We start from the raw sequence: 25,437 nt of genomic DNA, 5'->3' as shown, positions 1-25,437 counted from the left end.
GTAGGAGATTCTATGTCTCTCCACAAGGGGTCTTAGGTTGATAGTCGGTCTGATGGTTCATCAGGGCGAAGGCGACGCGGGCCAGTTTGCGAGCCAAGGCATTCAGCGCCTGAGTCGTCGCCAGGCCACGGTCCAGGCAGCGCTGGTAGTAGTCGCTCCAGGCGGGTTTGGACTTGGCCTGCATCGCGGCCAGGTAGAGCAGCCGTCGCAACTCTGGATCGCCCTGCTTGGTGAGTTTGCGCTGCCCCCGTTTTGTGCCGGAGTCGCGGATGCGGACATCCAGCCCCAGGAAGGCGACGAACGCATCACTGCTGCGGAACGCGCCGCGATGGAACGCCATCGCCAAGCCGGTGGCGGTGAGCGGGCCCACACCCTCGATCTGCTGGCAGCGCCGAGTGTGATCCGACCAGCCGGCGCGACTGACCGTCTCGCGCAGCACACGCTGGAGGACGGTATCCAGCCGAACGATCTCCCGAAGCAGGTGCTTCAGGTGGGCCTGCAGTTCGGGTACGCCTCGCAGACTCTGCTCCAGCATGACCCGTGCCCGTACCAGCGTGGCACGCCGGCGCAGCAGCTTTTGCAGGGTCCGGTAGCCCTCGGGCGGCGGTGTCCAGGGGCGCAGTTCGTCCTGCTCGCGTTGCAGATAACGCACCAGCAGCCGGGCATCCCCGGCATCGGTCTTGGCCCGGCCACCGATGCTCTCGCGGTAGCGATTGAGGCGATAGCCATTGATCAGATACACCCGGTGGCCCTGATGATGGGCCTCCAGCGCCAGGGCCAGGTGATAGTCGTTGGTGGCTTCCAGGGCGAAGTCGGCCGGACCCTGCAAACCACGGACCCACCGGCGGATCGCCGGGAGCTCGTTGGGACACAGCTGTGCGGTTTCACCGTCGATGCTGATCCACAACTCGGCCTTGCCGACATCGACCCCGATCCGATGCGTTGCCATCATCACACCTCCCGAGCTAGCTTGGAGTGGTCTGTCGGGGCCTCACCGAACGCTGGCTTGCCATCTATCGTCGGTCCCGAGCCGATCGATTCCTTATCGGCGTTTAAGGTGAGGGGTGGGACGAACTCTCCTACCGTCTGTGCCACAGGCCAGATGCCAGCTTCGTCCCTCCACCCCGACAGACCCTTTCTAGGCCTGCCACGGGTAAACATACAAGGCCAGCCTTCTGGCCGATGGGACGCTTGTCACACCCCATCGGCCAGAAGGCTGGCCTCCTACGGGATCGGGGCCAGCCCCGCCGTGACGCTAGCCGCCGGTCATGGACATGAAGCGCATGACCTTTTCCGGGCGCTCGGAGAATTCGTGGCGTTCCGGTTTCAGGTTGATGGCCTGGACCACCAGATCCTCCAGTTCGGAATCGGTGCAGCCCTCGCGCAGGTAGGGGCGCAGGTTCAGGCTGTGGTCGTTGCCCAGGCAGGTGTAGATGGTGCCGTCCACCGACAGGCGCACGCGGTTGCAGGTATCGCAGAAGTGCTGCGAAATCGGCGTAATGAAGCCGATGCGCACGGGGGTGTCCGGGATCTGCATGTAGCGCGCCGGGCCGCCGCCGGGCATCACGCCGGGTACCAGGTTGTAGCGCGGCTCCAGACGGGCGCGCACGTCCTGCAGGTTCACGTAGTGGCCCTCTTTCGCCTCGCGGCCGGTGTCGCCCATCGGCATGGTCTCGATGAAGCGCAGGGTGAAGCCGTGCTCGATGCAGAAGTCCACCATGTCCTCGACTTCCGGCTCGTTGATCCCGCCCATTACCACCATGTTGATCTTGATCGGGTCGAGCCCGGCGGCCTTGGAGGCCATCAGCCCGTCCAGGACCTTCTCCAGCTTGCCGCCGGTGATCTCCTTGAAGACTTCCGGCTTGAGCGAGTCGAGACTGACGTTGATGCGCGCCACGCCGGCATCCTTCAGTTCCTGGGCATGGCGCGCCATGCGCGTGGCATTGGTGGACAGCGAGATGTCGTCGATGCCAGGCAGGGCGTTCAGGCGTGCGGCCAGGTCCGGGAGGTTCTTGCGTACCAGCGGCTCGCCGCCGGTCAGGCGCACGCGGCGGGTGCCCAGACGTCCGAAGGCTCCCATGACGCGCTCGATCTCCTCGAAGCTGAGCCAGTGATCCGGCTCCTCGAAGTCGCGAAAGCCCTTGGGCATGCAGTAGAAGCAGCGCAGGTCGCAGCGGTCGGTGACCGAGAGGCGGACATATTCGATGCGGCGGCCGAAGGCATCCACCAGTGCGTTCTCGTCCTTGAGGGGCTGTTCCATGGGGTGCTCCGTCCTGCCGATGGGGGCGATATGTTTCATCACACACATCGTAGACCACTTCTCCGGGAACGCAACAACAATGCCTCAGAATCGTTGCGTCAATAAACAAAATCTCTCACAGATAATTTTGTCTTATTCCAAGATAAGAACTTTTCGTTGGCCAAAAGCCCGGCTTATGGCCAATATGGCCCATGAATAAGCAAACCGTAATCTATGGGGTCGTCTGAATGAGCGCGTTGCCCGAGTTCGAGAACCACAGCGAGCAGGAGATCAAGTACACCACCTGCTACATGTGTGCCTGCCGCTGCGGCATCAAGGTTACCGTCCAGAACAACAAGGTCCGCTATATCCAGGGCAATCGGCATCACCCGATCAACAAGGGGGTGCTGTGTGCCAAGGGTAACGCGGGGATCATGAAGCAGCAGTCCCCGGCGCGCCTGCACCAGCCGATGCGCCGCAAGCCCGGCACCGAGCGCGGCGCCGGCGAGTTCGAGCCGATCTCCTGGGACGAGGCCCTGGACATGCTGTCCACGCGGCTGCAGAAGATCCGCGAGACCGACCCGCGCAAACTGGCGTTCTTCACCGGCCGCGACCAGATGCAGGCCCTGACCGGTCTGTGGGCGACCCAGTTCGGCACCTACAACTGGGCGGCCCACGGCGGCTTCTGCTCGGTGAACATGGCCACCGGCGGTCTGTATACCACCGGCTTCGCCTTCTGGGAATTCGGCGACCCCGACTGGGACCGCACCAAGTACCACATGCTCTGGGGCGTGGCGGAAGACCATGCCTCCAACCCGATCAAGATCGGTCTGGAGAAGCTCAAGCGCCGCGGCGGCAAGTTTGTCGCGATCAACCCGGTGCGCACCGGCTACCAGGCGATCGCCGACGAGTGGGTGGGCATCAAGCCCGGTACCGACGGCCTGTTCGCGCTGTCGATGCTGCACGTGCTGCTGAAGAACGACCAGTTCGACTGGGACTTCCTGGTGCGCTACACCAACGCCACCCAGCTGGTGGTGCAGACCCCGGGGCAGAAGGGCGATGGCCTGATCCTGCGTGACGAGGCCGGCAACCCGCTGGTCTGGGAGCTGGAACAGGAGGCGTTCGTCGACGGCACCCAGGTCGACATCAAGCCGGCGTTGTTCGGCGAGTACACCGCGCCCGACGGCCGCCCGGTCAAGACCGTGATGACGCTGCTGGCCGAGCGCTACCTGAGCGACGAGTATTCCCCGGAGAACACCGCCGAGGTCACCGGCGTCCCGGCCGACCAGACCGAGCGCCTGGCGCTGGAGATGGCGCACGTCGCGTTCAAGGAGACGATCGAACTCGATATCGAGTGGACCGACTCCTGGGGCCGCAAGCACGACAAGGTGTTCGGTCGCCCGGTGTCCATGCACGCGATGCGCGGCATCTCCGCGCACTCCAACGGCTTCCAGACCTGCCGCGCGATCCATCTGCTGCAGATCATGCTGGGCTCGGTGGACTGCCCCGGCGGTCACCTGGCCAAGCCGCCGTATCCCAAGCACGTCCCGCCGGGCATCAAGCCGGCCAAGGAATGCGCGCCGAACACCCCGCTGAAGAGCCCGCCGCTCGGTTTCCCGACCGCGCCGGAGGACCTGGTCATCGATGACGAAGGCAACCCGCTGCGCATCGACAAGGCCTTTTCCTGGGATGCGCCGATCTCCAACCATGGCCTGATGCACATGGTGGTGACCAATGCGGTCAACGGCGATCCCTATCCGATCGACACGCTGATCTTCTTCATGGCGAACATGTCCTGGAACTCCTCGATGAATACCGCCGAGGTGATGGACATGCTGCGGGCGAAGGACGACAGCGGCGAGTACAAGATCCCGTTCCTGGTGGTCGCGGATGCGTTCCACTCGGAGACGGTCAACTTTGCCGATCTGGTGCTCCCGGATACGACCTATCTGGAGCGATACGACACCATCTCCATGCTGGACCGCCCGATCTCCGAGCCGGCCGCGGCGGCGGACTCCATCCGCCACCCGATCCTCGAGGTCGACCGCGACGTGCGTCCCTGGCAGGAGGTCATGGTCGAGCTGGCCGGCCGCCTGAAGTTCCCGGCGTTCACCAACGACGATGGCAGCCGCAAGTTCGAGGACTACAAGGACTTCATCGTCAACTTCGAGAAGGAGCCCGGCATCGGTTTCCTGTCCGGCTACCGCGGCAAGGACGGCAAGACCCACCTGCGTGGCGAGCCGAACCCGAAGCAGTGGGAGGCGTACATCGAGAATCAGGGGTTCTTCGTGCATCACCTGGCACCGAGCCAGCAGTTCTACCGCTTCGCCAACAAGGACTACCTGGAGCTGGCCAAGCACGCCGGCTGGGTGGGCAAGACCGATCCGATCACCATCGAGCTCTACTCCGAGACCCAGCAGCGCTTCAAGCTGGCCGGCCAGGGCCTGTATGACGGCCCGCAGCCGACCAAGCAGGAGCACAAGGATCGCCTGACCCAGTTCTTCGATCCGCTGCCGATCTGGCACAAGCCGCTGGAGCAGACCCGGATCGACGAGGACGAGTACCCGTTCTATGCGGTCAACCAGCGCCCGATGTTCATGTACCACTCCTGGGATTCGCAGAATGCCTGGCTGCGTCAGATCTGCGCCCAGAACTATCTGTACATGAACCGTGGCAAGGCGGAGTCCATGGGCATCGCGGACATGTCCTGGGTTTGGCTGGAGTCGCACAACGGCAAGATCCGCGTGCAGGTCAAGCTGATCGAGGGCTGCGAGCCGAACACCGTCTGGACCTGGAACGCCATCGGCAAGCAGAAGGGCGCCTGGGGCCTGAAGCCGGACGCGAACGAGTCCAACAAGGGCTTCCTGATGAACCACCTGATCAGTGAGCTGCTGCCGAAGAAGGGCGACCCGGTGGACAACATCACCAACTCCGACCCGGTCACCGGCCAGGCCGCGTGGTACGACCTGAAGGTCAAGATCACCCCGGCCGACCCGGAAGAGGCCAGCACCTGGCCCGACTTCGACACGATCAAGCCGGCGCCCGGCATGTCCGAGGCCCCGGACCAGCTCCGCTACGCGGCGCACAAGCCGGTGCACCTGAACCGTTCCATCCGCGACGTGCTGACGCGCGGCTCGCTGGACGACGAACAGTAGGCATCACGGATCCGGGCCATGCCGCCGGCCGAAGCCGGCGGCCCGAGAGAATTTGAGGAGTACCTGAAATGCGACTTGGACTCGTAATCGACATGGATACCTGCGTGGGCTGTCACGCCTGCGCGGTGGCCTGCAAGCAGTGGAACACCAGCGGTACCACCGGCGCGCTGACCGACTATCGCCCCTATGGCGAGGACCCCAGCGGCGTGTGGTTCAACCGTATTCGCCACTACGAAGTCGGCGACTACCCCAACAACAAGACCGTGAACATCCCGATGTCCTGCATGCACTGCCAGCATGCTGACTGCGTGAACGTCTGCCCGACCGGCGCCTCCTACAAGCGCCCGGAAGACGGCATCGTGCTGGTCGACCAGGACAAGTGCATGGGCTGCAACTACTGCGCCTGGGCCTGCCCCTACGGCGCCCGGGAGCTGGACCGCGAAGACGGCGTGATGAAGAAGTGCACGCTGTGCGTGGACCGAATCTACGACGAGCAGCTGCCGCCGGAAGAGCGCCAGCCCGCCTGCGTGATCACCTGCCCGGCGCACGCCCGGTTCTTCGGTGACTTCGACGACCAGGACTCCGAGGTCAGCCGCCTGGTGCGCGAGCGCGGCGGCGTGAAGCAGATGCCGGAGCTGGGCTACAAGCCGGTCAACACCTATCTGCCCCCGCGTATCACCCGCCCGATCCCCACCGACGACGTGCGCGCCAACAAGCTCGTCACCTCGGTGAAGGACTGGGTCAACAAGATGGTCGCGCGCTAGGCGCGGCCCGAACGGGAGAATTCATATGCATCCGGCATTTTCCGTCATCCTGTTTACCGTCATCTCGGGTGCGGGCTACGGCCTGTTCATCCTGCTGGCGGCCTTCCATCTCGCGGGTATCGGCCCGGCCATGAGCCACGGCGAGCTGCTGGCGCACGGCCTGGTGTCGCTGGGGATGATCACCCTGGGGCTGATGCTCTCCACCGGTCACCTGGCGAACAAGAAGAACGCCTGGCGTTCCTTCATGCGCTTCAAGACCTCCTGGCTGTCGCGCGAGGCCGTGTTCGCGGTGCTGTTCTACCCCTTCGCCGGTATCTACGGTCTGGGTGTGCTGCTGCAGGGTTCGGCCATCGGGCCGCTGCCCGCTATGGCCGGCGCGATCGCTGCCGTGCTGGCCGTGATCACCCTGTTCTCCACCGGCATGATCTACGGCTGCCTGAAGACCATCCGCCAGTGGAACACGGCGCTGACCCCGGCGAATTACATCATGCTGGGCATCGCGACCGGAACCACGCTGTTCGCCGCCATCGCCGCGGTGTTCGGCAATGCCACCACGCTGCACGCGGGCGTGGCCATCGTCGCGCTGCTGGCCGCCGCGTTGCTCAAGGGGATCTACTACTTCTGGATCTCGCGCGTGAACGGTCCGACCATCAACACCGCGACCACCTTCAACCGGGCGACCGTGCGTCTGCTGGATACCGGCCACACCGCCGGCACCTTCCTGACCGACGAATTCGGCTACGACCCGCGCAAGGACACCATCGACAACATCAAGATGGGCGTCTTCCTGCTCGGCTTCATCGCCCCGGTACTGGTCTTCGGTTCTATCCTTTCCGGTGCGCCGGCCGGTATCGCCTGGCTGGCGGCGGTGTCGAGCCTGGTCGGGATCGGCATGGAGCGCTGGCTGTTCTTCGCCGAGGCCAAGCACGTCGTGCGCCTGTACCACGGTGCCCAGACCTGCACCGACTCCCTGGCCGAGCCGAGCCGCGTCGGCCCGGAAGTGGCCGCGGATGCTCGCCGTGGCGACGCACCGCGCGCCGAATTGGGCGATACGCCCGGGGGCTCCGGCTCCTGAGTCGGACGCAACCATACGGGTTACCCGGGCGCTCCGGGTAACCCGTACCAAAGGCCAGGGCGTTGGATGACCGACGCCCCGGCCTTTTCTGTTTGGAGGGGCTGCCCCGGGCAGGATCCGTCCGGGCCTATTGCCCCTTGTCGTTCTCGTGCATCCCGTGAACGATGAAGTAAATCACGTACGCGAAGAAGGCCGCGATGCCCGCCAGCGTCACGATCGTCAGGATCCCGATGGGCGACTGAAACATGATTTCCATCAGCATGATCTTTCCTCTAGTTGGGTCCATGCACCTTCGACGCTAGCCCCCGGAGCCGGCCTCCGATTTGATCCAGATCATGCCGGGAGTCGATTCGGACAGTGCGCCGCGGGCGCTGTGGCGGGTAAGGGCGGAACGGAAGGCTGGCGGAACGTTCGGGCTGTATCCGGCGGACGGGGATGTCAGCGCAGCTGCGCGGGCCTCGGCTCGAACTGGAGGTTCGCCGGGTTGGATTCGGGGGTGTTCGTGCTTCGCGCCCGAGAGGGTGGGGGCGCGAGGCTGGCTTCGTGTCGGCGAACGTCCCGAGGCTGCCGCCGAGGGGCTGGGCTCGTTGCGCCGCCGGTCCTTCGAGCCGGCACGGGCCGTGGCTGTGGCGCGCTCAGCCCGCGCTGCGGGTCTCGGCTTGAATGGAGCTTGGGGCTACGCCCGGGGTGTTCGGGCGTCGCGCCCGAGAGGATGGCTGCGCGACCTGCGGTCGCTTGGCCCTTCGGGCCGGCACCGCCTGCGGCGGTACCGCGCGTCGGCCCGCGTTGCGGGCCTCGGCTCGAACGGAGGTTCGAATCGGGCCCTCAGACACCCCATTACGCAAAAAGGGACCACGAGGGTCCCTTTTTGCGTAATGGCGCGCCCGAGAGGATTCGAACCTCTGACCTCTGCCTCCGGAGGGCAGCGCTCTATCCAGCTGAGCTACGGGCGCAAGGGCTGCAATGATACGGGCGGGGCCGCGGGTGCGTCCAGCCATATTTGACCGCGCCGCTGGGTTTGTGGTCGCGCCTGGCATGATGCCCTATACTCTGCGCCCGATTTGCGCGTACCGCGCGAGCGCTTTTTGACAGGGCACACCACAAGGCCACGCATGGCCAGGATCTCGGAGGGAGAGAAGTGGGAAATCAACCGATCAAGATGGACACCGGGAACAAGGTGTTGCTTTTTATCGCATCCCTGGCCCTGCTGGCCACGGTGCTGTTTCTGGTGTCGCACCTCGCGAGCTGGATTGGGGGCATGATGGGTTCCCAGGCGGAGGCCGTGAGTGAGGAGCGTATTGCCCAGCGCATCGCGCCGATCGGCCGGGTGGTCTCTGGCGAGGTGGATACCGCCGAGGAAGCCGCGGACCTCAGCCCGGGCGACATCTACGCCAACGTCTGCGCCGCCTGCCATGACTCGGGCGCCTCCGGTGCCCCGCTCAAGGACGACACGGACGAGTGGAGCAACCGTCTGAACGACAAGGGTCTGGAGACCCTGTTCGAGAACTCGATCAACGGCATCGGCGCCATGCCGGCGCGCGGTGGCGACTCGAGCCTGACCGACGAGCAGATGCACGAGGCCGTGGCCTACATGCTCGACCAGGCGGGCGTCGATCACGACTACGAAGGTAGCGGTAACGGCGATGGCAACGGCAACGGCGACACCGCCGCGGACGACGCCGCCGCTGAAGGCGAGGAGCCGGTGGCCACCACCGACGCGGGCGAAGCGGCCGCCGAGGAAGAGGCCGAAGCCGTGGCCGCTATTGCGGTCGACGAGGGTGATGTTGAGCGCGGTCAGTCGCGTTACAACACCTGCGTGGCCTGCCACGGTGCGCAGGGTCAGGGCACCCCGGTGTTCCCGAAGCTGGCCGGCCGGGATGCCGAGTACATCGCCAACAAGCTGGTGCGCTACCGCGCCGGCGAGACCGTCGGTGACCAGACGGCCCTGATGGCGCCGAATGCCGCGAACCTGTCGGATCAGGACATCGCCGATCTGGCGGTCTACGTGGCGACCTTCGAAGACTGATCGTCGCGCCGTTGCCGCGTACAAAGGCCCCGCCCGGTAGACCGGGCGGGGCCTTTTCTTTGCGGGCCGACGCTTCCCCGTTTATTGGGTACGCCAGTGGTCCAGGGCGCGGTAGCTCAGCGCCTCGGTGAGATGTCGGGTGGCAATCGCTTCCGCGCCCTCCAGATCGGCGATGCTGCGCGCCACGCGCAGGATGCGGTGATAGGCCCGTGCCGAGAGACGGAAGCGCTCGGCCGCCTTGTCCAGTAGCTCGCGGTCGGTGGACGCAAGGGCGGCGTGTTGGTCGAGTCCCGCGCCATCCAGAGTGCTGTTGAGCCCCTCCTGGCGCGCCTGCTGCCGGTCGCGCGCCCGGGTCACGCGCGTCGCGACCGCGGCGGACGTCTCGGTGGGCTCGGTCGCGCCAGCCAGGTCGGCCGGCGGGATCCGGGGCACCTCGATGGCGAGGTCGATCCGGTCCAGCAGGGGGGCGGACAGGCGCTTGCGGTGCCGGGCCCGCTGCTCCGGGGTACATTCGCAGCGTTCGGCCAGGTCGCAGTCGAAACCCTGCGGGCAGGGGTTCATCGCCCCCACCAGCTGGAAGCGGGCCGGGAACTCGGCCTGGCGCGCGGCGCGCGAGATGTGGATTACGCCGGTTTCCAGCGGCTCGCGCAGCACGTCCAGCACCGAGCGGTCGAACTCCGTCAGTTCGTCCAGAAACAGCACGCCCTGGTGCGCCAGCGAGATCTCCCCGGGGCGCGGGGTACTGCCGCCGCCCACCAGGGCCACGCCCGACGCGGTGTGATGGGGGGAGCGGAACGGCCGGGCCCGCCAGTCACCCCGCAGGTGGGTGCTGCCGCGCAGGCTGTGGATGGCGGCCGTCTCCAGCGCCTCGGCCTCGTCCATCGGCGGCAGGATGCCGGGGATGCGCGCCGCGAGCATCGACTTGCCGCTCCCGGGCGGGCCGACCATCAGCAGGTGGTGTCCGCCGGCCGCGGCGATCTCCAGGGCGCGCCGTGCCTGGTGCTGGCCGCGTACGTCCGCGAGGTCCGGGTGGCTCGGCGGTTCCGGCTCGGGCGGCCGGGCGGGTGCCAGGGCGTCGCGCCCGGCCAGCGCCGCGCATACCGCGGTCAGGTGTGACCCGGTGAGGACTCGCGCGCGGCTCGCCAGTGCCGCCTCGGCGCCGTCCTCCGGGTTGACCACCAGGGCGCGGTCGGCATCCGCGGCGGCGAGTCCGGCCGCCAGTGTGCCGCCCACCGGCCGCAACTGGCCGTCCAGCCCCAGTTCGCCGAGGAATTCGTGTGCCGCCAGGGCTTCGGCCGGGATCTGCTGGCTGGCGGCGAGGATGCCGAGCGCGATCCCGAGATCGAAGCGGCCGCCGTCCTTGGGCAGGTCCGCGGGGGCCAGGTTGACGGTGATGCGCCGCCGCGGAAATTCGAAGCCGCTGGTCTGGATCGCCGCGCGCACGCGATCACGGCTCTCGCGCACCGCGGCCTCCGGCAGGCCGACGATCTGGAAGGCCGGGAGGCCATTGGCCAGGTGGGTCTCGATGGTCACCAGCGGGGCATGAATGCCATCGATGGCGCGGGCGTAGGCGATGGTGACGGGCATCCGTGCCCCTCCGTTCGGCCGCCAGGGGTCCGTCCCCGGCGGGTGGTTTCAGTGGTGGCTACTGCCCCGGGGTGTCGTCCGGCCGCCCCTCCAGCGCGGCTACGCGGGCCTCCAGTTCGGCGAGGCGTTCGCGGGTGCGCTCCAGCAGGGCGACCTGGATGTCGAAGTCCTCGCGGGTGACCAGGTCCATGCGCTCGAAGCCGCTTTGCAGCGATGAGCGGACCTGGCGCTGCACGTCTTCCTGCATATGGCGCACGGACTCCGGGAGGCTTTCGGTGATCCGGCGAGCCAGGTCGTCGAAGCGTTTGGAATCGATCATCGGGTGGTCTCCTGACGCGTGTTCTTGGTTCTGGCCAGTGTAGCGCGGCTGACCCCGGGTACGGCTACTGCGACGCGGAGCGGCCGCCATCCACCGGGATAACCTGGCCGGTAATGTAGGGCGCATCCAGCAGCAGGAACCGCACGGTGCGGGCGATATCCTCCGGGCTGCCCTCGCGCTTGAGGGCGGTGCGCTCGATCATGGCCTCGTGGGTGCCGGTATTCTGCGCATCCTCCGGCGCGAGGATCGCGCCGGGCGCAACCCCATTGACCCGCACGCCGGGCCCCAGTTCGCGGGCAAAGGCCTGGGTCAGGGCCCAGAGCCCGGCCTTGGCCGCCGAATATACCGGGTAGCCCTTGAGCGGGCGCAGCGCGTGGATATCCACGATATTGACGACCGCGCCCCGCGCCCGCTGCAGCGCCGGGTTGCAGGCCTGGGTGAGGAAGGTCGGCGCCTTCAGGTTGGAGCCGATCAGGTCGTTCCAGGCGGATTCGCGGATCTCGCCAACGGGGGTTGGATAGAACGTCGAGGCGTTGTTGACGAGAAAGTCCAGCCGCCCCCAAGCCGCCTCGGCGTCGCGGGCGAGGACTTCGATGGCCTGGGGGTCGAGCAGGTCGGCCTGCAGGGTGCGGGCGCTGTCGGGGCGCACCGCGTTCAGATCGGCGGCGAGCGCGTCGGCCTCGTCACGCGAGCCGCGGTAATGGATCAGCACCCGCAACCCGGCCGCGTGCAGGTGCCGGGCAATGGTGGCGCCGACGCGCCGTGCGGCCCCGGTGATCAGCACCACGCCCGCCGGGTCGGGTGTCCTGCTCAAATTGTCGGTGGGTGCCTGCGCCACGTCCATCCCCGGGTTGGTACCATGCGTCGCCATGTTGCCGCCGAAACCTAGCACAAACGCCGCCGACGATCCGGTCGCCCGGGAGATCGCCGCGCGTCTGCGCATTCACCTGCAACAGAGTATTGCGGCGGGCCAGGGGTTCCTTCCGTTCGTCGATTACATGCAGGCGGCCCTGTATGCGCCGGGCCTGGGCTATTACGTGAACGGGGCCCACAAGCTGGGCGAGGGCGGGGACTTCGTCACCGCGCCGGAGCTCTCGCCGCTGTTCGGCGAGACCCTGGCGACCTGGCTGGCCCCGGTGCTGCGCGATGACCTCGACGGCGCCGGCACGCTGCTGGAATTCGGTGCCGGCAGTGGCCGCCTGGCGGGGGACGTGATCACCACCCTGCGCGAGCTCGGGGTGGCCTGGGGGCGGTACTGGATCATCGAGGTGAGCCCGGACCTGCGCGCCCGGCAGCAGGCCCACCTGCAGGCCCAGCTGGAGCCGGCGGAATACGCGCGTGTGGCCTGGCTCGATGCCCTCCCCGAGGCCCCCTTGCGTGGGGTGGTGCTGGCCAACGAGGTGCTGGATGCCCTGCCGGTGGAGCTGTTCCGCTGGCGCGAGGGGCGCGTGTGGCAGGTCGGCGTCACTACCGAGGCGGACGGGGCGCTGACCCTGGCCGAACGCGAGGCCCCGCCAGCCCTGGCCGAACCCGTGACGCGGCTGGCGGCCGACTATGGCCCCTGGCCCGAGGGCTACCTGTCCGAGTGGCGGCCGGCGCAGGCGGCGTGGGTGCGTGCGCTCGCCGAGGGGCTGGAGCAGGGGGTGGCCGTGATCGTGGATTACGGCTTCCCGCGGGCCGCCTATTACGCCCCGGAACGGCACCAGGGGACCCTGGTCGGCTACTACCGCCAGCAGATGATCCAGGACCCTCTGGCCCATCCGGGGCTGATGGACCTGACCGCCAGTGTCGACTTCACCGCTGTGGCCGAGGCGGCGGATGCCGCGGGCCTCGATGTGCTGACCTACGCCGGGCAGGGCGAATTCCTCCTGGGGGCGGGGCTGCCGCAGCGTTTCGAGGCCCGCGTCGGTAGCGGCGAGGATGCCCGCCTGACCATGCAGGCGGCGCAGGCCGTGCGCATGCTGACCCTGCCGGGCGAGATGGGCGAGCGCTTCCAGGTTATGGCTCTCGGTCGCGGCTGCGCGCATCTGCCGCTGGGGGGTATCCCCGATCGCCGGGGGCGCCTGTGAACCCCGGTCCTGGCGCAATGGCGCGGTCGTTCCGGGGATGCTTGGTGGCATCGACGAAACCCGGCATGCTGGCGCCATGAAGGTACTGGGTATCGAAACCTCCTGTGACGAGACGGGCGTGGCGCTGATCGACAGCGACCGTGGCCTGCTCGCGCACCGGCTGTACAGCCAGACGGATCTGCACGCAATCTACGGCGGCGTGGTGCCGGAACTGGCCTCGCGTGACCACATCCGGCGGCTCCTGCCGCTGGTGCGCGCGGTGCTGGAGGAGGCGGGCGTGGACGGGCCGGACCTGGATGCGGTGGCCTACACCGGCGGGCCGGGACTGCTGGGGGCGCTACTGACCGGTGCCTCGGTGGCTCGCTCCCTGGCCTGGGGCTGGGGTATCCCGGCGCTGGCGGTGCATCACCTGGAGGGCCACCTGCTGGCGCCGTTCCTGGAGGATACCGGGCTCGACTTCCCGTTCCTGGTGCTGCAGGTCTCCGGGGGGCATACCCAGCTGATCCATGCCCGGGCCCTGGGCGACTACGACCTGATCGGCGAGAGCATCGACGATGCTGCCGGCGAGGCCTTCGACAAGACCGCCAAGCTGCTGGGGCTGGGGTATCCGGGTGGCCCGGCGCTGGCGCGCCTGGCGGAACAGGGCGCGCCGGATGCCCTGCGGCTGCCGCGCCCCATGCTGGATCGCCCGGGGCTGGACATGAGCTTCTCCGGCCTGAAGACCGCCGTCCTGACCGCGCTGAAGAAGCAAAGTTACCGCCCGGAGGATGTCGCCCGCGCCTTCGAGGAGGCCGTGACTGACACCCTGGTCGAAAAGACCCGGCGCGGTCTGGAGCAGACCGGGGCCCCGGCGCTGGTGGTGGCCGGTGGCGTGGCCGCCAACACCACGCTGCGCGCGGGGCTGCAGGCCATGGCGCAACGCCAGGGGGTGCCGGTGTATTTTCCGCGCCCGGAGTTCTGCACCGACAACGGGGCGATGATCGCGCTGGCCGGGCTGCGGCGGCTGCAGGCCGGTGGCGTAGGGGATGCCGGGGCCCCGGTTGTCGCCGCGCGGGCCCGCTGGCCCCTGGCCGAACTGGAGGCGCCGGTTCCGGCCGGACCGGGCTGAAGCCCTGCCCGGCCCGTGCTCGGCGGGCCGTCAGTCTCCGGGGGCCGGGGCCTTGTTCTTCTGGCCGATCCGAGATTCCTCACCGCGCATCAGACGGCGGATATTGCTGTCGTGGCGGATGAACAGGATTACGCTCATCAGCGCGACGGCGGCGCTGATCCAGTGATCCATGCCCAGCAGGATCGTGTACACCGGCGCCATGCCGGCCGCGACCAGGGCCGCCAGCGACGAATATCGCCAGATCGCGGCGACCACGAGCCAGGTGAGCAGCACCAGTCCGCCGGCCGCCGGGCTGATCGCGAGGATCACGCCAAGCGCGGTGGCCACACCCTTGCCGCCCTGAAGGCGGTAGTACACGGGGAACACGTGACCGAGGAAGGCGGCCAGGCCGATCAGGCCGATCGCCCAGCCGGGGAAGAGCTCCAGCTGGAGCGCGACGAATACCGGCAGCCAGCCCTTGCCGACATCCCCGATGAGCGTGATGATGGCCGCCTTCTTGCCGCCCGAGCGCAGGACATTCGTGGCGCCGGGGTTCTTCGAACCGGTGGTGCGCGGGTCCGGCAGACGCAGCAGCTTGCTGACCAGAATGGCCGTGGAAAGCGATCCCAGCAGATACGCGATGATGATGCCGATTGTAATAGCCATGAGCGGTGAGCCTGTCTGCGCGGATGGGCAAGAGATTGCGAGCGCACATGATACGCAAGCCGGTGGCCGGCGTTCAGCGCGCTGAGATGGAGGCTGCGACCCGCCCGGTCCATGACCCGACGCTGGTGCTGTTGCACGGCTGGGGCTTTTCCGGCGCGGTCTGGGCGCCCCTGCGGGCCAAGCTGCCGGCCGGCACGCGGGTGCTGGCGCCGGATCTGCCCGGTCATGGGGCCGCGGGCGACGGCTGGCGGCTGGCGGATGCGGGGGGCGCCGCCGCGGCCCTGATCGCCGCGCTGCCCGCGGACGTCGAGTACCCGGTCTGGGCTGGCTGGTCCCTGGGCGGCCTGGTGGCGCTCGCGGCGGCGCGCCAGTGGACGGGCCCGCAGGGGCTTGTACTGATTGGGGCAACGCCACGCTTCATCCGTAATGATGACTGGCCGGCCGCCCTGCCGCTGGACGAGCTGGAGGACTTCCGCGCCGCCCTCGGAGGCGACCGCCGCCGACTCAATCGGCGTCTGGCGATGCTCTGTGCTCGTGGCAGTCCCGATGCGGCCTCGCTTGCGCGCGCACTGGCGGACCGGATGCAGGAGGCCCCGGCATCGCCGGATGGGCTGGCGGCGGGTCTGGACCTGCTGCAGGGCGCCGACCTGCGTGCCGCCTGGGCCGAGGTACATGCGCCGGTGGCGTGCTGGCTGGAGCCGGAGGACGCGCTGGTGCCGGCCGCGGTGGAGGTGGGACTGACGAGCTTGCGCCCCGATGGCCGGACCGGTCGCGGGGCGGGCGGTCATGCGGACTGGTGGGCGCGGCCGCAGCGGCTGGCCGGATTTGTTTCCGAGTTTCTGGATCACTGCAGTGCAGGGGAGTCCGCATGACCCGACCCGACAGCTTCGATCTCGACAAGGCGCGGGTGCGCGAGGCCTTTGCACGGGCCGCTGCCACCTACGAGGAGCATGCGGTCCTGCAGCGCGAGGTGCAGGAGCGGATGCTGGAGCGTCTGGACTGGATCCGGATGGAGCCGGAACGCATCGTCGATCTGGGTTGCGGCATCGGCGAGGCCCTGGATCACCTGAGCCGCCGCTACCGCGGGGCGCGCCTGGCCGGCGTGGACTTCGCCCCGGAGATGGTTGCGCGGGCGCGGCGGCGCGGGCGCTGGCTGCGGCGGCCGCAGGTGGTCTGCGGTGACCTTGAGGCCCTGCCGCTGGCCGAGCGGTCCTTTGATCTGGCGGTCTCCAGCTCGGCCCTGCAGTGGTGCAGCGACCTCGACCAGGCCTTCGCCGAGGTGCGGCGTATCCTGCGCCCGGGCGGGCTGTGGCTGTTTACCACCTTTGGCCCGGACACTTTGCGCGAGCTGCGCGCCGCCTTCGCGGCTGTGGATGGCGGCGCCGGGGCACATGTCAACGCCTTCATGGACATGCACGACATCGGCGATGCCCTTGTGCGATCCGGCTTTGCCGATCCGGTGATGGACCAGGAGGCCCTGACCCTGACCTACCCGGATCTGACCGGCCTGATCCGCGACCTGCGCGGGGTCGGGGTGCGCAACGCCCTGGCGGGGCGTTCGTCGGGTCTGTTTGGCCCCCGGCGTCTGGTGGCCGTCGCCGAGGCCTATGCCCGCGACTTCGGCGTGGAGGGTCGCCTGCCCGCGACCTGGGAGGTGGTCTACGGCCATGCCTGGGTGCCGGATGCGCCGCCCCCGTCGCGGCCAGACGGGCGCGTGATCCCGGTTCAGCCGGTTCGTTGATCTGGATCAACGAAAATGCCGCCCGCGTCCCTCGCGGGCGATCCACCGGAAGATGTATTCTCTTTGGCAGGAAAAGTTCCGCCCGTCCCGCTCAATATCCGAGTGACACAGGCGGTATTGGTTTTTTGTGGGCCCGGAATGGGGTAGAGTTCACGCCCCCGAACCATCGGGACATCCGTGTTCCCCGCAGCAAGGTGGAAAAGTCATGTCACAAGCAGCCACTACGGCGGGTGCCGCACCCGCAGCGTCAGTCGCGACTTCCGAGCAGTACAACTACGCGATTATCAAGCGGTTTGCCATTGCCGCCGTCCTCTGGGGCGTGTTCGGGATGGCCGCCGGTGTCTGGATCGCCTCGCAGCTGGCGTTCCCGTTCCTGAACTTCGATATCGCGCAGATCACCTTCGGGCGCTTCCGTCCGGTCCACACCACGGCCGTGATCTTCGGTTTCGGGGGTAACGCGCTGTTCGCCACGTCCTACTACGTGGTGCAGCGGACCTGTCAGACCCGGCTGTGGAGTGACTCCATGGCGAGCTTCACCTTCTACGGGTGGAACCTGGCGCTGGTCCTCGGCGTGATCACCTACATGATGGGGATCACCCAGGGCCGCGAATACGCCGAGTTCAACTGGCAGATCGACATCATCATCCTGGTGGTCTGGGTCGCCTACTTCATGATCTACCTGATGACCCTGCTGCGTCGGAACCAGCCGCATATCTACGTGGCGAACTGGTTCTTCATGGCCTTTATCCTGGCCACCGCGCTGCTGCACATCTTCAACAACATCCAGGTCCCGGTCGGCCTGTTCCACCCGCATTCCTACTCCATCTTCTCCGGGGTGCAGGATGCGATGACCCAGTGGTGGTACGGCCATAACGCGGTGGGCTTCTTCCTGACGGCCGCGTTCCTCGGGATGATGTACTACTTCGTGCCGAAGCAGGCCGGTCGCCCGATCTACTCGTACAAGCTGTCCATCATCCATTTCTGGGCGCTGGTCTTCCTGTACATGTGGGTGGGTGCGCACCACCTGCACTGGACCGCGCTGCCGGACTGGGTCTCCACCCTGGCGGCGACCTTCTCTATCCTGCTGCTGCTGCCCTCCTGGGGCGGCATGATCAACGGCATCATGACCCTGTCGGGCGCCTGGGATAAGCTGCGCACCGACCCGATCATGCTGTTCCTGATCACCGCGCTGGCGTTCTACGGCATGTCGACCTTCGAGGGTCCGATGATGTCCCTGAAGAGCGTGAACGCGCTGTCGCACTACACCGACTGGACCGTGGGCCACGTGCACTCCGGCGCCCTCGGCTGGGTGGCGATGATCTCCTTCGGCTCGCTGTATCACCTGATCCCGCGGCTGTGGAACGTCAACCTGTACAGCCTGAAGCTGGTGTATGTGCACTTCTTCCTGGCGACCATCGGGATCGTGCTGTACATCACCGCGATGTGGGTGGCCGGTATCGGTCAGGGCCTGATGCTGCGCGCCTTTGACCAGTACGGGAACCTGGCCTACACCTTCACCGAGTCGGTGGTGTTCCTGCACAAGCCGTACGTGGTGCGTGCCATTGGTGGCGGGTTCTTCCTGGCCGGCATGCTGATCATGGCGTTCAACATCGCGATGACCGTTCGCTCGGGCATCAAGGCCGAGGCCCGCGAGGCCCAGGCCGCGTCCGCCGAAGCCCGCACGGCCTGATTAGGGAGAGACTAGATCCATGAAGCATGAAAGCGTTGAAACCAATGCCGGCCTGCTGATCATCCTCACCCTGGCGGTGATCAGCGTCGGCGGCCTAGTCGAGATCGTGCCGCTGTTCTACATCGACGACACGATCGAGGAAGTGGACGGCGTGCGTCCGTATACGCCTCTGGAACAGCGCGGGCGTGACATCTACGTCCGCGAGGGCTGCTACACCTGCCACTCGCAGATGGTGCGTCCGTTCCGTGACGAGATGCTGCGCTACGGTCACTACTCGCTGGCGGCCGAATCGCAGTACGACCATCCGTTCCAGTGGGGCTCGAAGCGCACCGGTCCGGACCTGGCGCGCGTGGGAGGCAAGTACTCCAACGAGTGGCAGGTCCAGCACCTGATCGACCCGCAGTCGCTGGTGCCGGAGTCGATCATGCCGGGCTACCCCTGGCTGGCGACCACGCCGCTCGATTACTCCGATATCGATCGTCGCATGATCGCGCTGAAGCGCGTGGGCGTGCCGTACTCGCTCACCGACGAGGAATACCAGGCCAACGTCGAGAAGTTCGGGGAGCAACACGCCCGGATGTTCGACATCCGCGACGCCGAGGACAATCTGGTGGCGCAGGCGCAGGCCGAGAACTTCGACGGCAACCCCGGGACGATCACCGAGATGGATGCCCTCGTGGCCTATCTCCAGGTCCTCGGGACCATGGTCGACTTCAGCGAATACGACGACGGGCACTTTGCCGAATTCCGGTAAGGGAGGACGGGCGCCACGATGACGGGACTTTGGGAATGGATCACGGATATGGGCAACAGCAAGATCGTTGCCCTCATCCTCTTCATGAGCACCTTTATCGGGGTCGTGATCTTCCTGTTTTCCAATCGTCGGCGTGCCCGGAAGTTCGAGACGTATCGCTACATTCCTCTGGACGACGATGATTCACATCGGGAGCCCGTGGCCCGGCGTGACAAAACCAAGAGTGACGAGCAATGAGCACACAGGACAACCGTGATAAGGACCCGAACCAGGTCGAGACCACTGGGCACGTCTGGGACGGCAACCTTCAGGAATACAACAATCCGCTCCCGCGTTGGTGGCTGTGGGGCTTCTACGCCACGATCGTGTTCGCGCTGGTGTACTGGCTGATCTACCCGGCCTGGCCGATTGGCGACAGCTTCACCAAGGGCTTCAACACCATCACCTTCGAGCAGGGCGGCGAAGAGCGCACCATGCACTGGAACACCCGTGCGTTGCTCGCGAAGGACATGCAGACCGGCACCTACGCGGTGCGCCAGCGCGAGATGCTGGAACAGGTGGCCGCCCAGGATTACGAAACGATCCTGCAGGACGCTGAAAGCATGAGCTTCGTCAACGCGTACGCCCAGGGCTCCTTCGGTACCTGGTGTGCGGCGTGTCACCAGGTCGGTGGCGCGGGCGTGGTCGGGCAGTACCCGAACCTGCGCAATGACCACTGGAAGTGGGGCGGAACGGTCGAACAGATCGAGGAAACCCTGCACCAGGGCCGCCTGGGCTACATGCCCGGGTACCGCGACACCCTGAGCAGCGACCAGCTGAGTCAGGTCGCCGCCTACGTGCTGTCGCTGAACGACTACAGCGTGGATCAGGACGACGCCGATGCCGGCGCCCGGATCTTTACCGGGACCGACGGTGGCTGCTTCCAGTGCCACGGCATGGACGCCCAGGGGCTGACCTCGCAGGGCGCGCCCAACCTGACCAACGATCTGTGGGGTCTGGTCGACGTGCGCGGCGCGGAAAGCGATAGCGAGCGTCAGCGCCTGGTCGCCAATTTCATTCGCGATGGTATCCAGCGTGAGATGCCGGCATTCGGTGATCGACTGTCGGATGCGGAGATCAAGATGCTGACTGCCTACGTGCATTCCCTGGGCGGGGGGCAATAGGCCGGCTCCGTCGACCTGGCGAGCCCCGGGGGTGCGGAGGCCTGCCAGGATGCACGCGTTGACAGGGGTGCCCGCCGGGTGGATTGACGCCCGAGGGTGCCCCTTTTTGTTTTGAACTGTTGCCGCGGCCCGCGTATTGCCGCCGGGCCGCACTGCCGGATACGCTCCGGGAGGATCCGATGTCCCAGTCCCAGCCGCTGTACGAGGCGCGAATCCCGATCCACCCGCGGTCGGTCAAGGGGCGGTTTCGCAACCTGAAGACCGGGATTCTCCTCCTGGCCTACGGGGTGTTCTTCGGTCTGCCGTGGATCCGCTGGGAACGTGAATACGGGCCGGACCAGGCGGTGCTGTTCGACATCCCCGGGCGCCAGTTCCATATCTTCGACCTGGTCGTCTATCCGCAGGATATCTTCTGGCTGGCAGGCTTTCTGGTCCTCGCCGCATTGCTGCTGTTTTTTGTGACCGGTGTGGCCGGGCGCGTGTTCTGCGGCTACTTCTGCTTCCAGACCCTGTGGACCGATGTTTTCATGTGGCTGGAGCGCAAGATTCAGGGGGAGCGGCCCGCGCGCCTCCGGCTCGCCAAACAGCCCTGGAACGCCGAAAAGCTGGCGAAATACGGCCTCACCCATGCGTCCTGGCTGCTGGTGGCGTTCGCCACCGGGCTCGGGTTCGTCCTGTACTGGGGCGATGCGCCTTCCATCGTGGCGGACTTCTTTACCGGCCAGGCAGTGTACGCCGCCTATGTGACCGCGGGGATCCTGACCGCCACCACCTACACGTTTGCCGGGCTGGCCCGCGAGCAGGTCTGCACGTTCATGTGCCCCTACGCGCGTTTCCAGAGCGTGATGTTCGACCGCGACACCATGATCGTGTCGTACGACGAATCACGCGGCGAGGGCACCGCCGGCCGCGCCAAGGTCCAGGCCGGCCTGAAGACCCGCGAGGAGCGCCAGGCCGCCGGCGTCGGGGACTGCATTGACTGCGGCTACTGCGTGCAGGTGTGCCCGACCGGCATCGATATCCGCGATGGGCTGCAGTTCCAGTGCATTCACTGTGCGCTGTGTATCGATGCCTGCGACACGATCATGGACAAGCAGGGCTGGCCGCGCGGGCTGATCGCATATACCTCGGAGCGCGAGCAGGAGGGCGGCAAGACGCGATTCCTGAAGGGCAAGACGCTGGGGTATGGTACGGCGGTGGTCGTCGTCATCGTCGCCCTGGTCGCCAGCATCGTGGGCCGCCCGCCCGTGGACGCCAACGTTAACCAGGTGCGCCAGCCGCTGTATGTGCAGATGTCCGACGGGCGCATCCAGAACGGCTACGAGATTCGCCTGAACAATACTGCGGACCGGGAGCTGGACTTCCAGATCGGACTCGCCGGGCTCGACGGCGCCGAGCTCGACCTCGGGCAGGTGGAGCGGATCCGCCTGGAGCCCGGGGAGCGACTCACCGTGGTCGCGCGCGTGCGCCACGAGGTGCCCGAGGGCGCCCCCTCGCCGCAGCCGTTCCGTTTTGTGATTACGGATCGCGAGGGTCATATTGAACCGCTCGAAGTGACGTCCCAGTTCAGTCATCGCTAACGGTGTTCCGTTGCGCACTGCGCCCGGGCGAGAAACAGTAATCGTGCTGCCGGAAATCGCGCGGCACCCCGCGAGCCCCTAGCTTGCGATCACGCAGGAAACGAAGAAGAAATCATGAGCAATCTCGTCATTACCCTCGGCGTCGGTACCGCGGCCCTGGCCATCCTGTTCGCGCTGATCTACCGCTTCACGCGGCTCAAGGCCTACAGCACATCGGCGGTGGTCGTCGCCCTCATGCTGTTTGTGTTCATTCCCTACTCGATCCTGACCTGGCAGGGCGCGGATGTCTTCGCCATCCATCTCGCGCTGTACATCATCGTGCCCTACGGGCTGGGGATCGTCTTCACGCAGAAAGAGGCGGAGGCCGAGAGTGGCGGCAAGGCCAAGATTGGCCGGCTGCACTGGGCTCCGCTGGTTCTCGTGGGGTTTTTCACGATCGTCGCGTCCGTCCAGGCCGTCCTGATCACGCTGGCCCATAACGGGATGCCGCAGCAGTTTATCGGTTCCATCCTGCCGGAGCCGGAGAACCGGGCGGAGCAGGTAACCTCGGCATTCCCGGGCACCGTGGCCGGCATGGAGAGCCGCAAGCAGGCGCTCGCCGTCCATCGCGTCTCGGAGCTGCAGGCCCAGCGCGAGAAGGGCTGGCAGGTTCGTCAGGGGTGGGTCGAGCGTCCCACCGAGGGCCAGGCCGCCACGCTCCAGGTCGAGGTCCGGGATGCCGATGGCGTCCCGATCAACGACGCCAGCATCCGCGGCATCTTCATGTGGCTCGCCGACGAGCGCCGCGACCAGGGCTTCGAGATGCAGCATATGGGCGACGGGATGTACCAGGTCGAGCTCGCCCTGCCGGCGCCCGGGCGCTGGGATCTGCGCTTCCAGATCCAGCGCGATGACCAGCTGCTGGAGCAGCAGGCGCGGACCCGCGTGCGCAGCGCCCAGTCCGGCTGATCCCCCGCGCTCCCGCCGTGGCGCTCGCGTCCGACTCGCAGGCCCCGGCAGCGTCCGCGGCCCCGACCCGCTGTTTCCACTGCGGGCTCGAAGTGCCCGCAGGCGCGTGCTATCCCGTCACCTTCGAGGGGCGGGAAGAGCCTACCTGCTGCCCTGGCTGCCAGGCCGTGGCCGGGGCGATTATCGAGCGCGGCCTGGGGGCCTATTACCATCACCGCGATGCCCCGCCGGCGGAAAGCGGCAGTCCCCTGATCCCTGACGAGCTGCGCGAGCTGGAACTGTTCGATCATCCCGGCGTGCAGCAGCAGTTCGTCACGCCGGCGGGTGCGGCCGGCGAGCGCCGCGAAGCGGCCCTGATGCTGGAAGGCATCACCTGCGCGGCCTGTGTCTGGCTCAACGAGCGCCATGTCCAGGCCCTCCCGGGTGTGGAGAGCTTTCGCGTCAACTATTCCACCCATCGCGCCCAGGTCGTCTGGGAGCCCGAACGGATCGCCCTGTCGGATATCCTCAAGGCGATCCGCGACATCGGCTATCACGCCCACCCCTACGACCCCGGCACCCGCGAGCAGGCCATCGCCCGCGAACGCGGGCTGGCCCTGCGCCGAATCGCGGTGGCCGCCCTTGGCATGATGCAGGTGATGATGCTGGCCGTGGCCCTCTGGCTGGGCGCCGAGGACACCGAGCACGAGGACCTGCTGCAGTTCATGCGCTGGGTCGCCGCCGCGCTCACCACGCCAGTGGTGCTCTACTCCGCGATCCCGTTCTACCAGAGCGCCTGGCGCGACCTGCGCCATCGCCAGCTCGGCATGGACGTACCGGTGAGCCTGGCGATCATCGTCACCTACCTCGCCAGCCTCTACGCGGTGATCCTCGCCACCGGTGAACACGTCTACTTCGAATCCGTGGTCATGTTCGTGTTCTTCCTGCTGACCAGTCGCTACCTGGAGCTGATCGCGCGCCAGCGCGCCAGCCATGCCATCGACCGCCTCGACCGACTGGTGCCGGCGATTGCCAACCGCGAGGGCCCCGACGGGCAGATCGAGGCGGTCCCGGTCGGCGAACTGGCCCCCGGCGACCGGGTGCGGGTCCGCCCCGGCGAGACCATCCCGACCGACGGTGTCGTGCGCGCGGGCGAATCCACGGTCAACCGCGCCCTGCTGACCGGCGAGCCGGAGCCCCACCCGGCGCGCCCCGGCGATGCCGTGACCGGGGGCACCGTCAACGTCGACGGCCCTCTGTCCGTCGAGGTCCAGCGCGTCGGCGCGGAGACCACCCTGGCCGCGATCCAGCGCCTGCTCGACCGCGCGCAGACCGAGAAGCCCCGTATGGCTCGGATCGCCGAGGCCGGTACCGGCTGGTTCGTGGGCGCGGTACTGGTGCTTACGGCACTGGCCGGCCTGGTCTGGTACGCCTGGATCGACCCGGCCCGCGCCCTCTGGGTGATGGTCGCGATGCTGGTCGCGACCTGTCCCTGCGCCCTGGCGCTGGCGACCCCGGTCGCGCTGACGGCCACCACCGGCGCACTCTCGCGCATGGGTCTGCTGGTGACCCGCGGCAGTGCCCTGGAGGCCTTGCCGCGGGTCGACATGGTCTGCCTCGACAAGACCGGTACCCTGACCGCCGGCATGCCGCGCCTGGTCGCCCGCGAGGACCTGCAGCCCGCCCCCGAGGGCGACGACTGGCTGGCGTGGGCGGCGGCGCTGGAGTCCCATTCCGAACACCCCCTGGCCCGGGCCCTGGCCGGGTCGGCGGGGGCCTCCCGCATCCACGCCACCGGGGTCCGGAACCTGCCGGGCCGGGGCCTCGAGGGCAGCATCGAGGGGCGCCGGTTGTCGATTGGCGGGGCCTCCATGCTGCCCTCCGGCGTCGACGCACCGAGTCCGGCCGCACCCGCGGACTATCCGCTGGCCACGCCGGTCTGGCTGGTCGTCGACGATCAGCCCGTCGCGTTGTTCTGGCTGGCCGACACCCCGCGTCCGGAGGTGCGGGATGTGCTCGGTGACCTGCGGGCGCGCGGCCTGCGGGTGGTCCTGCTGACCGGAGACCGCCCCGAGGCCGCCAAGGCGTTTGCCGCGCAGATGGACATCGCCGAGGCCGAGGGGGGACTGACGCCGGAGGACAAGCTCGCGTACGTGCGGGCGCGCCAGGCCGAGGGCCGGGTGGTGCTGATGGCCGGCGAGGGCATCAACGATGCCCCGGTGCTGGCCGGCGCCGACGTGTCGATGGCGATGGGCGGCGGCACCCAGCTGGCCCAGACCCAGGCCGACCTGGTCCTGCTGTCGGATCGCCTGGACCACTTGCCGCAGGCCCTGGATCAGGCGCGGCACACCCGGCGCGTGATCCGTCAGAACATTGCCTGGGCAATCGGCTACAACGTGGTGGCGCTGCCAGTGGCGGCCGCCGGCCTGCTGACCCCCTGGCTGGCGGCACTGGGCATGTCCCTCAGTTCGCTGCTGGTGGTGGGCAACGCCCTGCGGCTGCGACCGGCGCGGGAGACCGCGGAGCGCAGCCCCGTTCGCCCTGCCGAGCCCGTGGCGCCGCCGCGGCCGCCGGTGTAGGTGCTGGTTTAAGCGG

22 protein-coding genes and 1 tRNA gene are annotated in these 25,437 nt (G+C 67.5%); 15 read left to right on the top strand and 8 right to left on the bottom strand.

Annotated features, from left to right (window positions below; genetic code table 11):
* Window positions 1-10: 10 nt before the first annotated feature.
* Together D107_RS0104895 and moaA are read right to left on the bottom strand one after the other, a co-directional pair.
* Entirely contained in the window at window positions 11-952 is a 942-nt protein-coding gene (locus D107_RS0104895; protein WP_018880901.1) for an IS110 family transposase, read from the bottom strand.
* Between the two features lie 303 nt (window positions 953-1,255).
* Complete coding sequence (gene moaA / locus D107_RS0104890) at window positions 1,256-2,260, bottom strand: GTP 3',8-cyclase MoaA (RefSeq protein ID WP_018875933.1); 1,005 nt, start codon at window positions 2,258-2,260, stop codon at window positions 1,256-1,258.
* Between the two features lie 227 nt (window positions 2,261-2,487).
* Between moaA and D107_RS0104885 the strand changes: the two genes are divergently transcribed.
* The 3 genes from D107_RS0104885 to D107_RS0104875 all read left to right on the top strand — a co-directional run bounded on the left by D107_RS0104885 (window position 2,488) and on the right by D107_RS0104875 (window position 7,233).
* The gene (locus tag D107_RS0104885) at window positions 2,488-5,394 is read left to right on the top strand and encodes a molybdopterin oxidoreductase family protein (RefSeq protein WP_018879331.1); all 2,907 of its coding nucleotides are present in this window, start codon (window positions 2,488-2,490) and stop codon (window positions 5,392-5,394) included.
* Window positions 5,395-5,462: 68 nt separating this feature from the next.
* Window positions 5,463-6,158 (top strand): 4Fe-4S dicluster domain-containing protein, encoded by a 696-nt coding sequence (locus D107_RS0104880; protein ID WP_026279312.1) that lies wholly within the window; start codon window positions 5,463-5,465, stop codon window positions 6,156-6,158.
* 25 nt (window positions 6,159-6,183) lie between these two features.
* Window positions 6,184-7,233 carry a DmsC/YnfH family molybdoenzyme membrane anchor subunit gene (locus D107_RS0104875; protein WP_018867740.1) on the top strand — a complete coding sequence of 350 codons (1,050 nt, stop codon included), beginning with the start codon at window positions 6,184-6,186 and terminating at the stop codon, window positions 7,231-7,233.
* Window positions 7,234-7,360: 127 nt separating this feature from the next.
* On the opposite strand, the gene D107_RS14230 is transcribed toward D107_RS0104875, so the two are convergent.
* Complete coding sequence (locus D107_RS14230; RefSeq protein ID WP_255349387.1) at window positions 7,361-7,489, bottom strand: hypothetical protein; 129 nt, start codon at window positions 7,487-7,489, stop codon at window positions 7,361-7,363.
* A 620-nt stretch (window positions 7,490-8,109) separates the two neighbouring features.
* A tRNA-Arg gene (locus D107_RS0104865) sits at window positions 8,110-8,186 on the bottom strand.
* A gap of 185 nt (window positions 8,187-8,371) precedes the next feature.
* On the opposite strand from D107_RS0104865, the gene D107_RS0104860 reads away from it, so the two are divergent.
* Window positions 8,372-9,259 carry a c-type cytochrome gene (locus D107_RS0104860; RefSeq protein WP_026280746.1) on the top strand — a complete coding sequence of 296 codons (888 nt, stop codon included), beginning with the start codon at window positions 8,372-8,374 and terminating at the stop codon, window positions 9,257-9,259.
* Between the two features lie 81 nt (window positions 9,260-9,340).
* Here the strand turns inward: D107_RS0104860 and D107_RS0104855 are convergent, their stop codons facing one another.
* From D107_RS0104855 to D107_RS0104845, 3 genes are all read right to left on the bottom strand, one after another.
* A complete protein-coding gene (locus D107_RS0104855; protein WP_018880899.1) occupies window positions 9,341-10,846 on the bottom strand; it encodes a YifB family Mg chelatase-like AAA ATPase in 1,506 nt (501 codons plus the stop codon).
* 58 nt (window positions 10,847-10,904) lie between these two features.
* The gene (locus D107_RS0104850; RefSeq protein ID WP_018867744.1) at window positions 10,905-11,165 is read right to left on the bottom strand and encodes an accessory factor UbiK family protein; all 261 of its coding nucleotides are present in this window, start codon (window positions 11,163-11,165) and stop codon (window positions 10,905-10,907) included.
* A 64-nt stretch (window positions 11,166-11,229) separates the two neighbouring features.
* Window positions 11,230-11,952 carry a pteridine reductase gene (locus D107_RS0104845; protein WP_018880898.1) on the bottom strand — a complete coding sequence of 241 codons (723 nt, stop codon included), beginning with the start codon at window positions 11,950-11,952 and terminating at the stop codon, window positions 11,230-11,232.
* An 82-nt stretch (window positions 11,953-12,034) separates the two neighbouring features.
* Here D107_RS0104845 and D107_RS0104840 point away from each other — a divergent pair, with 82 nt between their 5' ends.
* Both D107_RS0104840 and tsaD read left to right on the top strand, forming a co-directional pair.
* On the top strand, window positions 12,035-13,234 hold the full coding sequence (locus D107_RS0104840) for a class I SAM-dependent methyltransferase (protein ID WP_018867746.1): 1,200 nt from the start codon (window positions 12,035-12,037) through the stop codon (window positions 13,232-13,234).
* 76 nt (window positions 13,235-13,310) lie between these two features.
* On the top strand, window positions 13,311-14,342 hold the full coding sequence (gene tsaD, locus D107_RS0104835; RefSeq protein WP_026279313.1) for a tRNA (adenosine(37)-N6)-threonylcarbamoyltransferase complex transferase subunit TsaD: 1,032 nt from the start codon (window positions 13,311-13,313) through the stop codon (window positions 14,340-14,342).
* A 30-nt stretch (window positions 14,343-14,372) separates the two neighbouring features.
* On the opposite strand, the gene plsY is transcribed toward tsaD, so the two are convergent.
* Window positions 14,373-14,987 carry a glycerol-3-phosphate 1-O-acyltransferase PlsY gene (plsY, locus tag D107_RS0104830; RefSeq protein ID WP_018875941.1) on the bottom strand — a complete coding sequence of 205 codons (615 nt, stop codon included), beginning with the start codon at window positions 14,985-14,987 and terminating at the stop codon, window positions 14,373-14,375.
* Window positions 14,988-15,034: 47 nt separating this feature from the next.
* Between plsY and D107_RS0104825 the strand changes: the two genes are divergently transcribed.
* The 9 genes from D107_RS0104825 to D107_RS0104785 all read left to right on the top strand — a co-directional run bounded on the left by D107_RS0104825 (window position 15,035) and on the right by D107_RS0104785 (window position 25,421).
* Window positions 15,035-15,859, top strand: a complete 825-nt coding sequence (locus tag D107_RS0104825) for an alpha/beta fold hydrolase (RefSeq protein WP_026280745.1) — start codon at window positions 15,035-15,037, stop codon at window positions 15,857-15,859.
* The gene (bioC, locus tag D107_RS0104820) at window positions 15,856-16,728 is read left to right on the top strand and encodes a malonyl-ACP O-methyltransferase BioC (RefSeq protein WP_018880896.1); all 873 of its coding nucleotides are present in this window, start codon (window positions 15,856-15,858) and stop codon (window positions 16,726-16,728) included. The genes D107_RS0104825 and bioC overlap by 4 nt, the downstream gene beginning before the upstream one ends.
* A 205-nt stretch (window positions 16,729-16,933) precedes the next feature.
* Window positions 16,934-18,418: a cytochrome-c oxidase, cbb3-type subunit I gene (gene ccoN, locus D107_RS0104815; protein WP_028485053.1), complete on the top strand. Its 1,485-nt coding sequence runs from the start codon at window positions 16,934-16,936 to the stop codon at window positions 18,416-18,418.
* Window positions 18,419-18,437: 19 nt separating this feature from the next.
* A complete protein-coding gene (gene ccoO / locus D107_RS0104810; protein ID WP_018877206.1) occupies window positions 18,438-19,172 on the top strand; it encodes a cytochrome-c oxidase, cbb3-type subunit II in 735 nt (244 codons plus the stop codon).
* An 18-nt stretch (window positions 19,173-19,190) separates the two neighbouring features.
* On the top strand, window positions 19,191-19,409 hold the full coding sequence (locus D107_RS0104805) for a cbb3-type cytochrome c oxidase subunit 3 (protein ID WP_026279315.1): 219 nt from the start codon (window positions 19,191-19,193) through the stop codon (window positions 19,407-19,409).
* Window positions 19,406-20,335: a cytochrome-c oxidase, cbb3-type subunit III gene (gene ccoP / locus D107_RS0104800; RefSeq protein WP_018880895.1), complete on the top strand. Its 930-nt coding sequence runs from the start codon at window positions 19,406-19,408 to the stop codon at window positions 20,333-20,335. The genes D107_RS0104805 and ccoP overlap by 4 nt, the downstream gene beginning before the upstream one ends.
* A gap of 179 nt (window positions 20,336-20,514) precedes the next feature.
* Entirely contained in the window at window positions 20,515-21,915 is a 1,401-nt protein-coding gene (gene ccoG / locus D107_RS0104795; protein WP_018880894.1) for a cytochrome c oxidase accessory protein CcoG, read from the top strand.
* A gap of 114 nt (window positions 21,916-22,029) precedes the next feature.
* Entirely contained in the window at window positions 22,030-22,863 is an 834-nt protein-coding gene (locus tag D107_RS0104790; RefSeq protein ID WP_018880893.1) for a FixH family protein, read from the top strand.
* A gap of 17 nt (window positions 22,864-22,880) precedes the next feature.
* The gene (locus D107_RS0104785) at window positions 22,881-25,421 is read left to right on the top strand and encodes a heavy metal translocating P-type ATPase (protein WP_038035146.1); all 2,541 of its coding nucleotides are present in this window, start codon (window positions 22,881-22,883) and stop codon (window positions 25,419-25,421) included.
* The last annotated feature ends 16 nt before the right edge of the window (window positions 25,422-25,437 follow it).

Source organism: Thioalkalivibrio sp. ALE30, from assembly GCF_000377465.1.
GTDB lineage: Bacteria > Pseudomonadota > Gammaproteobacteria > Ectothiorhodospirales > Ectothiorhodospiraceae > Thioalkalivibrio.
Note: the sequence above shows the minus strand (reverse complement) of the source record. Positions and strands in the feature narration are given on the sequence as shown.

Bases quoted from the DNA above. Each gene is read 5' to 3' on its own strand.
- D107_RS0104885 (WP_018879331.1), top strand. From the start codon at position 2,488: ATGAGCGCGTTGCCCGAGTTCGAGAACCACAGCGAGCAGGAGATCAAG.
- plsY (WP_018875941.1), bottom strand. From the start codon at position 14,987: ATGGCTATTACAATCGGCATCATCATCGCGTATCTGCTGGGATCGCTT.
- D107_RS0104850 (WP_018867744.1), bottom strand. From the start codon at position 11,165: ATGATCGATTCCAAACGCTTCGACGACCTGGCTCGCCGGATCACCGAA.
- D107_RS0104840 (WP_018867746.1), top strand. From the start codon at position 12,035: ATGTTGCCGCCGAAACCTAGCACAAACGCCGCCGACGATCCGGTCGCC.
- D107_RS0104790 (WP_018880893.1), top strand. From the start codon at position 22,030: ATGAGCAATCTCGTCATTACCCTCGGCGTCGGTACCGCGGCCCTGGCC.
- ccoG (WP_018880894.1), top strand. From the start codon at position 20,515: ATGTCCCAGTCCCAGCCGCTGTACGAGGCGCGAATCCCGATCCACCCG.
- moaA (WP_018875933.1), bottom strand. From the start codon at position 2,260: ATGGAACAGCCCCTCAAGGACGAGAACGCACTGGTGGATGCCTTCGGC.
- tsaD (WP_026279313.1), top strand. From the start codon at position 13,311: ATGAAGGTACTGGGTATCGAAACCTCCTGTGACGAGACGGGCGTGGCG.
- D107_RS14230 (WP_255349387.1), bottom strand. From the start codon at position 7,489: ATGGAAATCATGTTTCAGTCGCCCATCGGGATCCTGACGATCGTGACG.
- ccoP (WP_018880895.1), top strand. From the start codon at position 19,406: ATGAGCACACAGGACAACCGTGATAAGGACCCGAACCAGGTCGAGACC.
- D107_RS0104875 (WP_018867740.1), top strand. From the start codon at position 6,184: ATGCATCCGGCATTTTCCGTCATCCTGTTTACCGTCATCTCGGGTGCG.
- bioC (WP_018880896.1), top strand. From the start codon at position 15,856: ATGACCCGACCCGACAGCTTCGATCTCGACAAGGCGCGGGTGCGCGAG.
- ccoN (WP_028485053.1), top strand. From the start codon at position 16,934: ATGTCACAAGCAGCCACTACGGCGGGTGCCGCACCCGCAGCGTCAGTC.
- ccoO (WP_018877206.1), top strand. From the start codon at position 18,438: ATGAAGCATGAAAGCGTTGAAACCAATGCCGGCCTGCTGATCATCCTC.
- D107_RS0104825 (WP_026280745.1), top strand. From the start codon at position 15,035: ATGATACGCAAGCCGGTGGCCGGCGTTCAGCGCGCTGAGATGGAGGCT.
- D107_RS0104855 (WP_018880899.1), bottom strand. From the start codon at position 10,846: ATGCCCGTCACCATCGCCTACGCCCGCGCCATCGATGGCATTCATGCC.
- D107_RS0104895 (WP_018880901.1), bottom strand. From the start codon at position 952: ATGATGGCAACGCATCGGATCGGGGTCGATGTCGGCAAGGCCGAGTTG.
- D107_RS0104880 (WP_026279312.1), top strand. From the start codon at position 5,463: ATGCGACTTGGACTCGTAATCGACATGGATACCTGCGTGGGCTGTCAC.
- D107_RS0104805 (WP_026279315.1), top strand. From the start codon at position 19,191: ATGACGGGACTTTGGGAATGGATCACGGATATGGGCAACAGCAAGATC.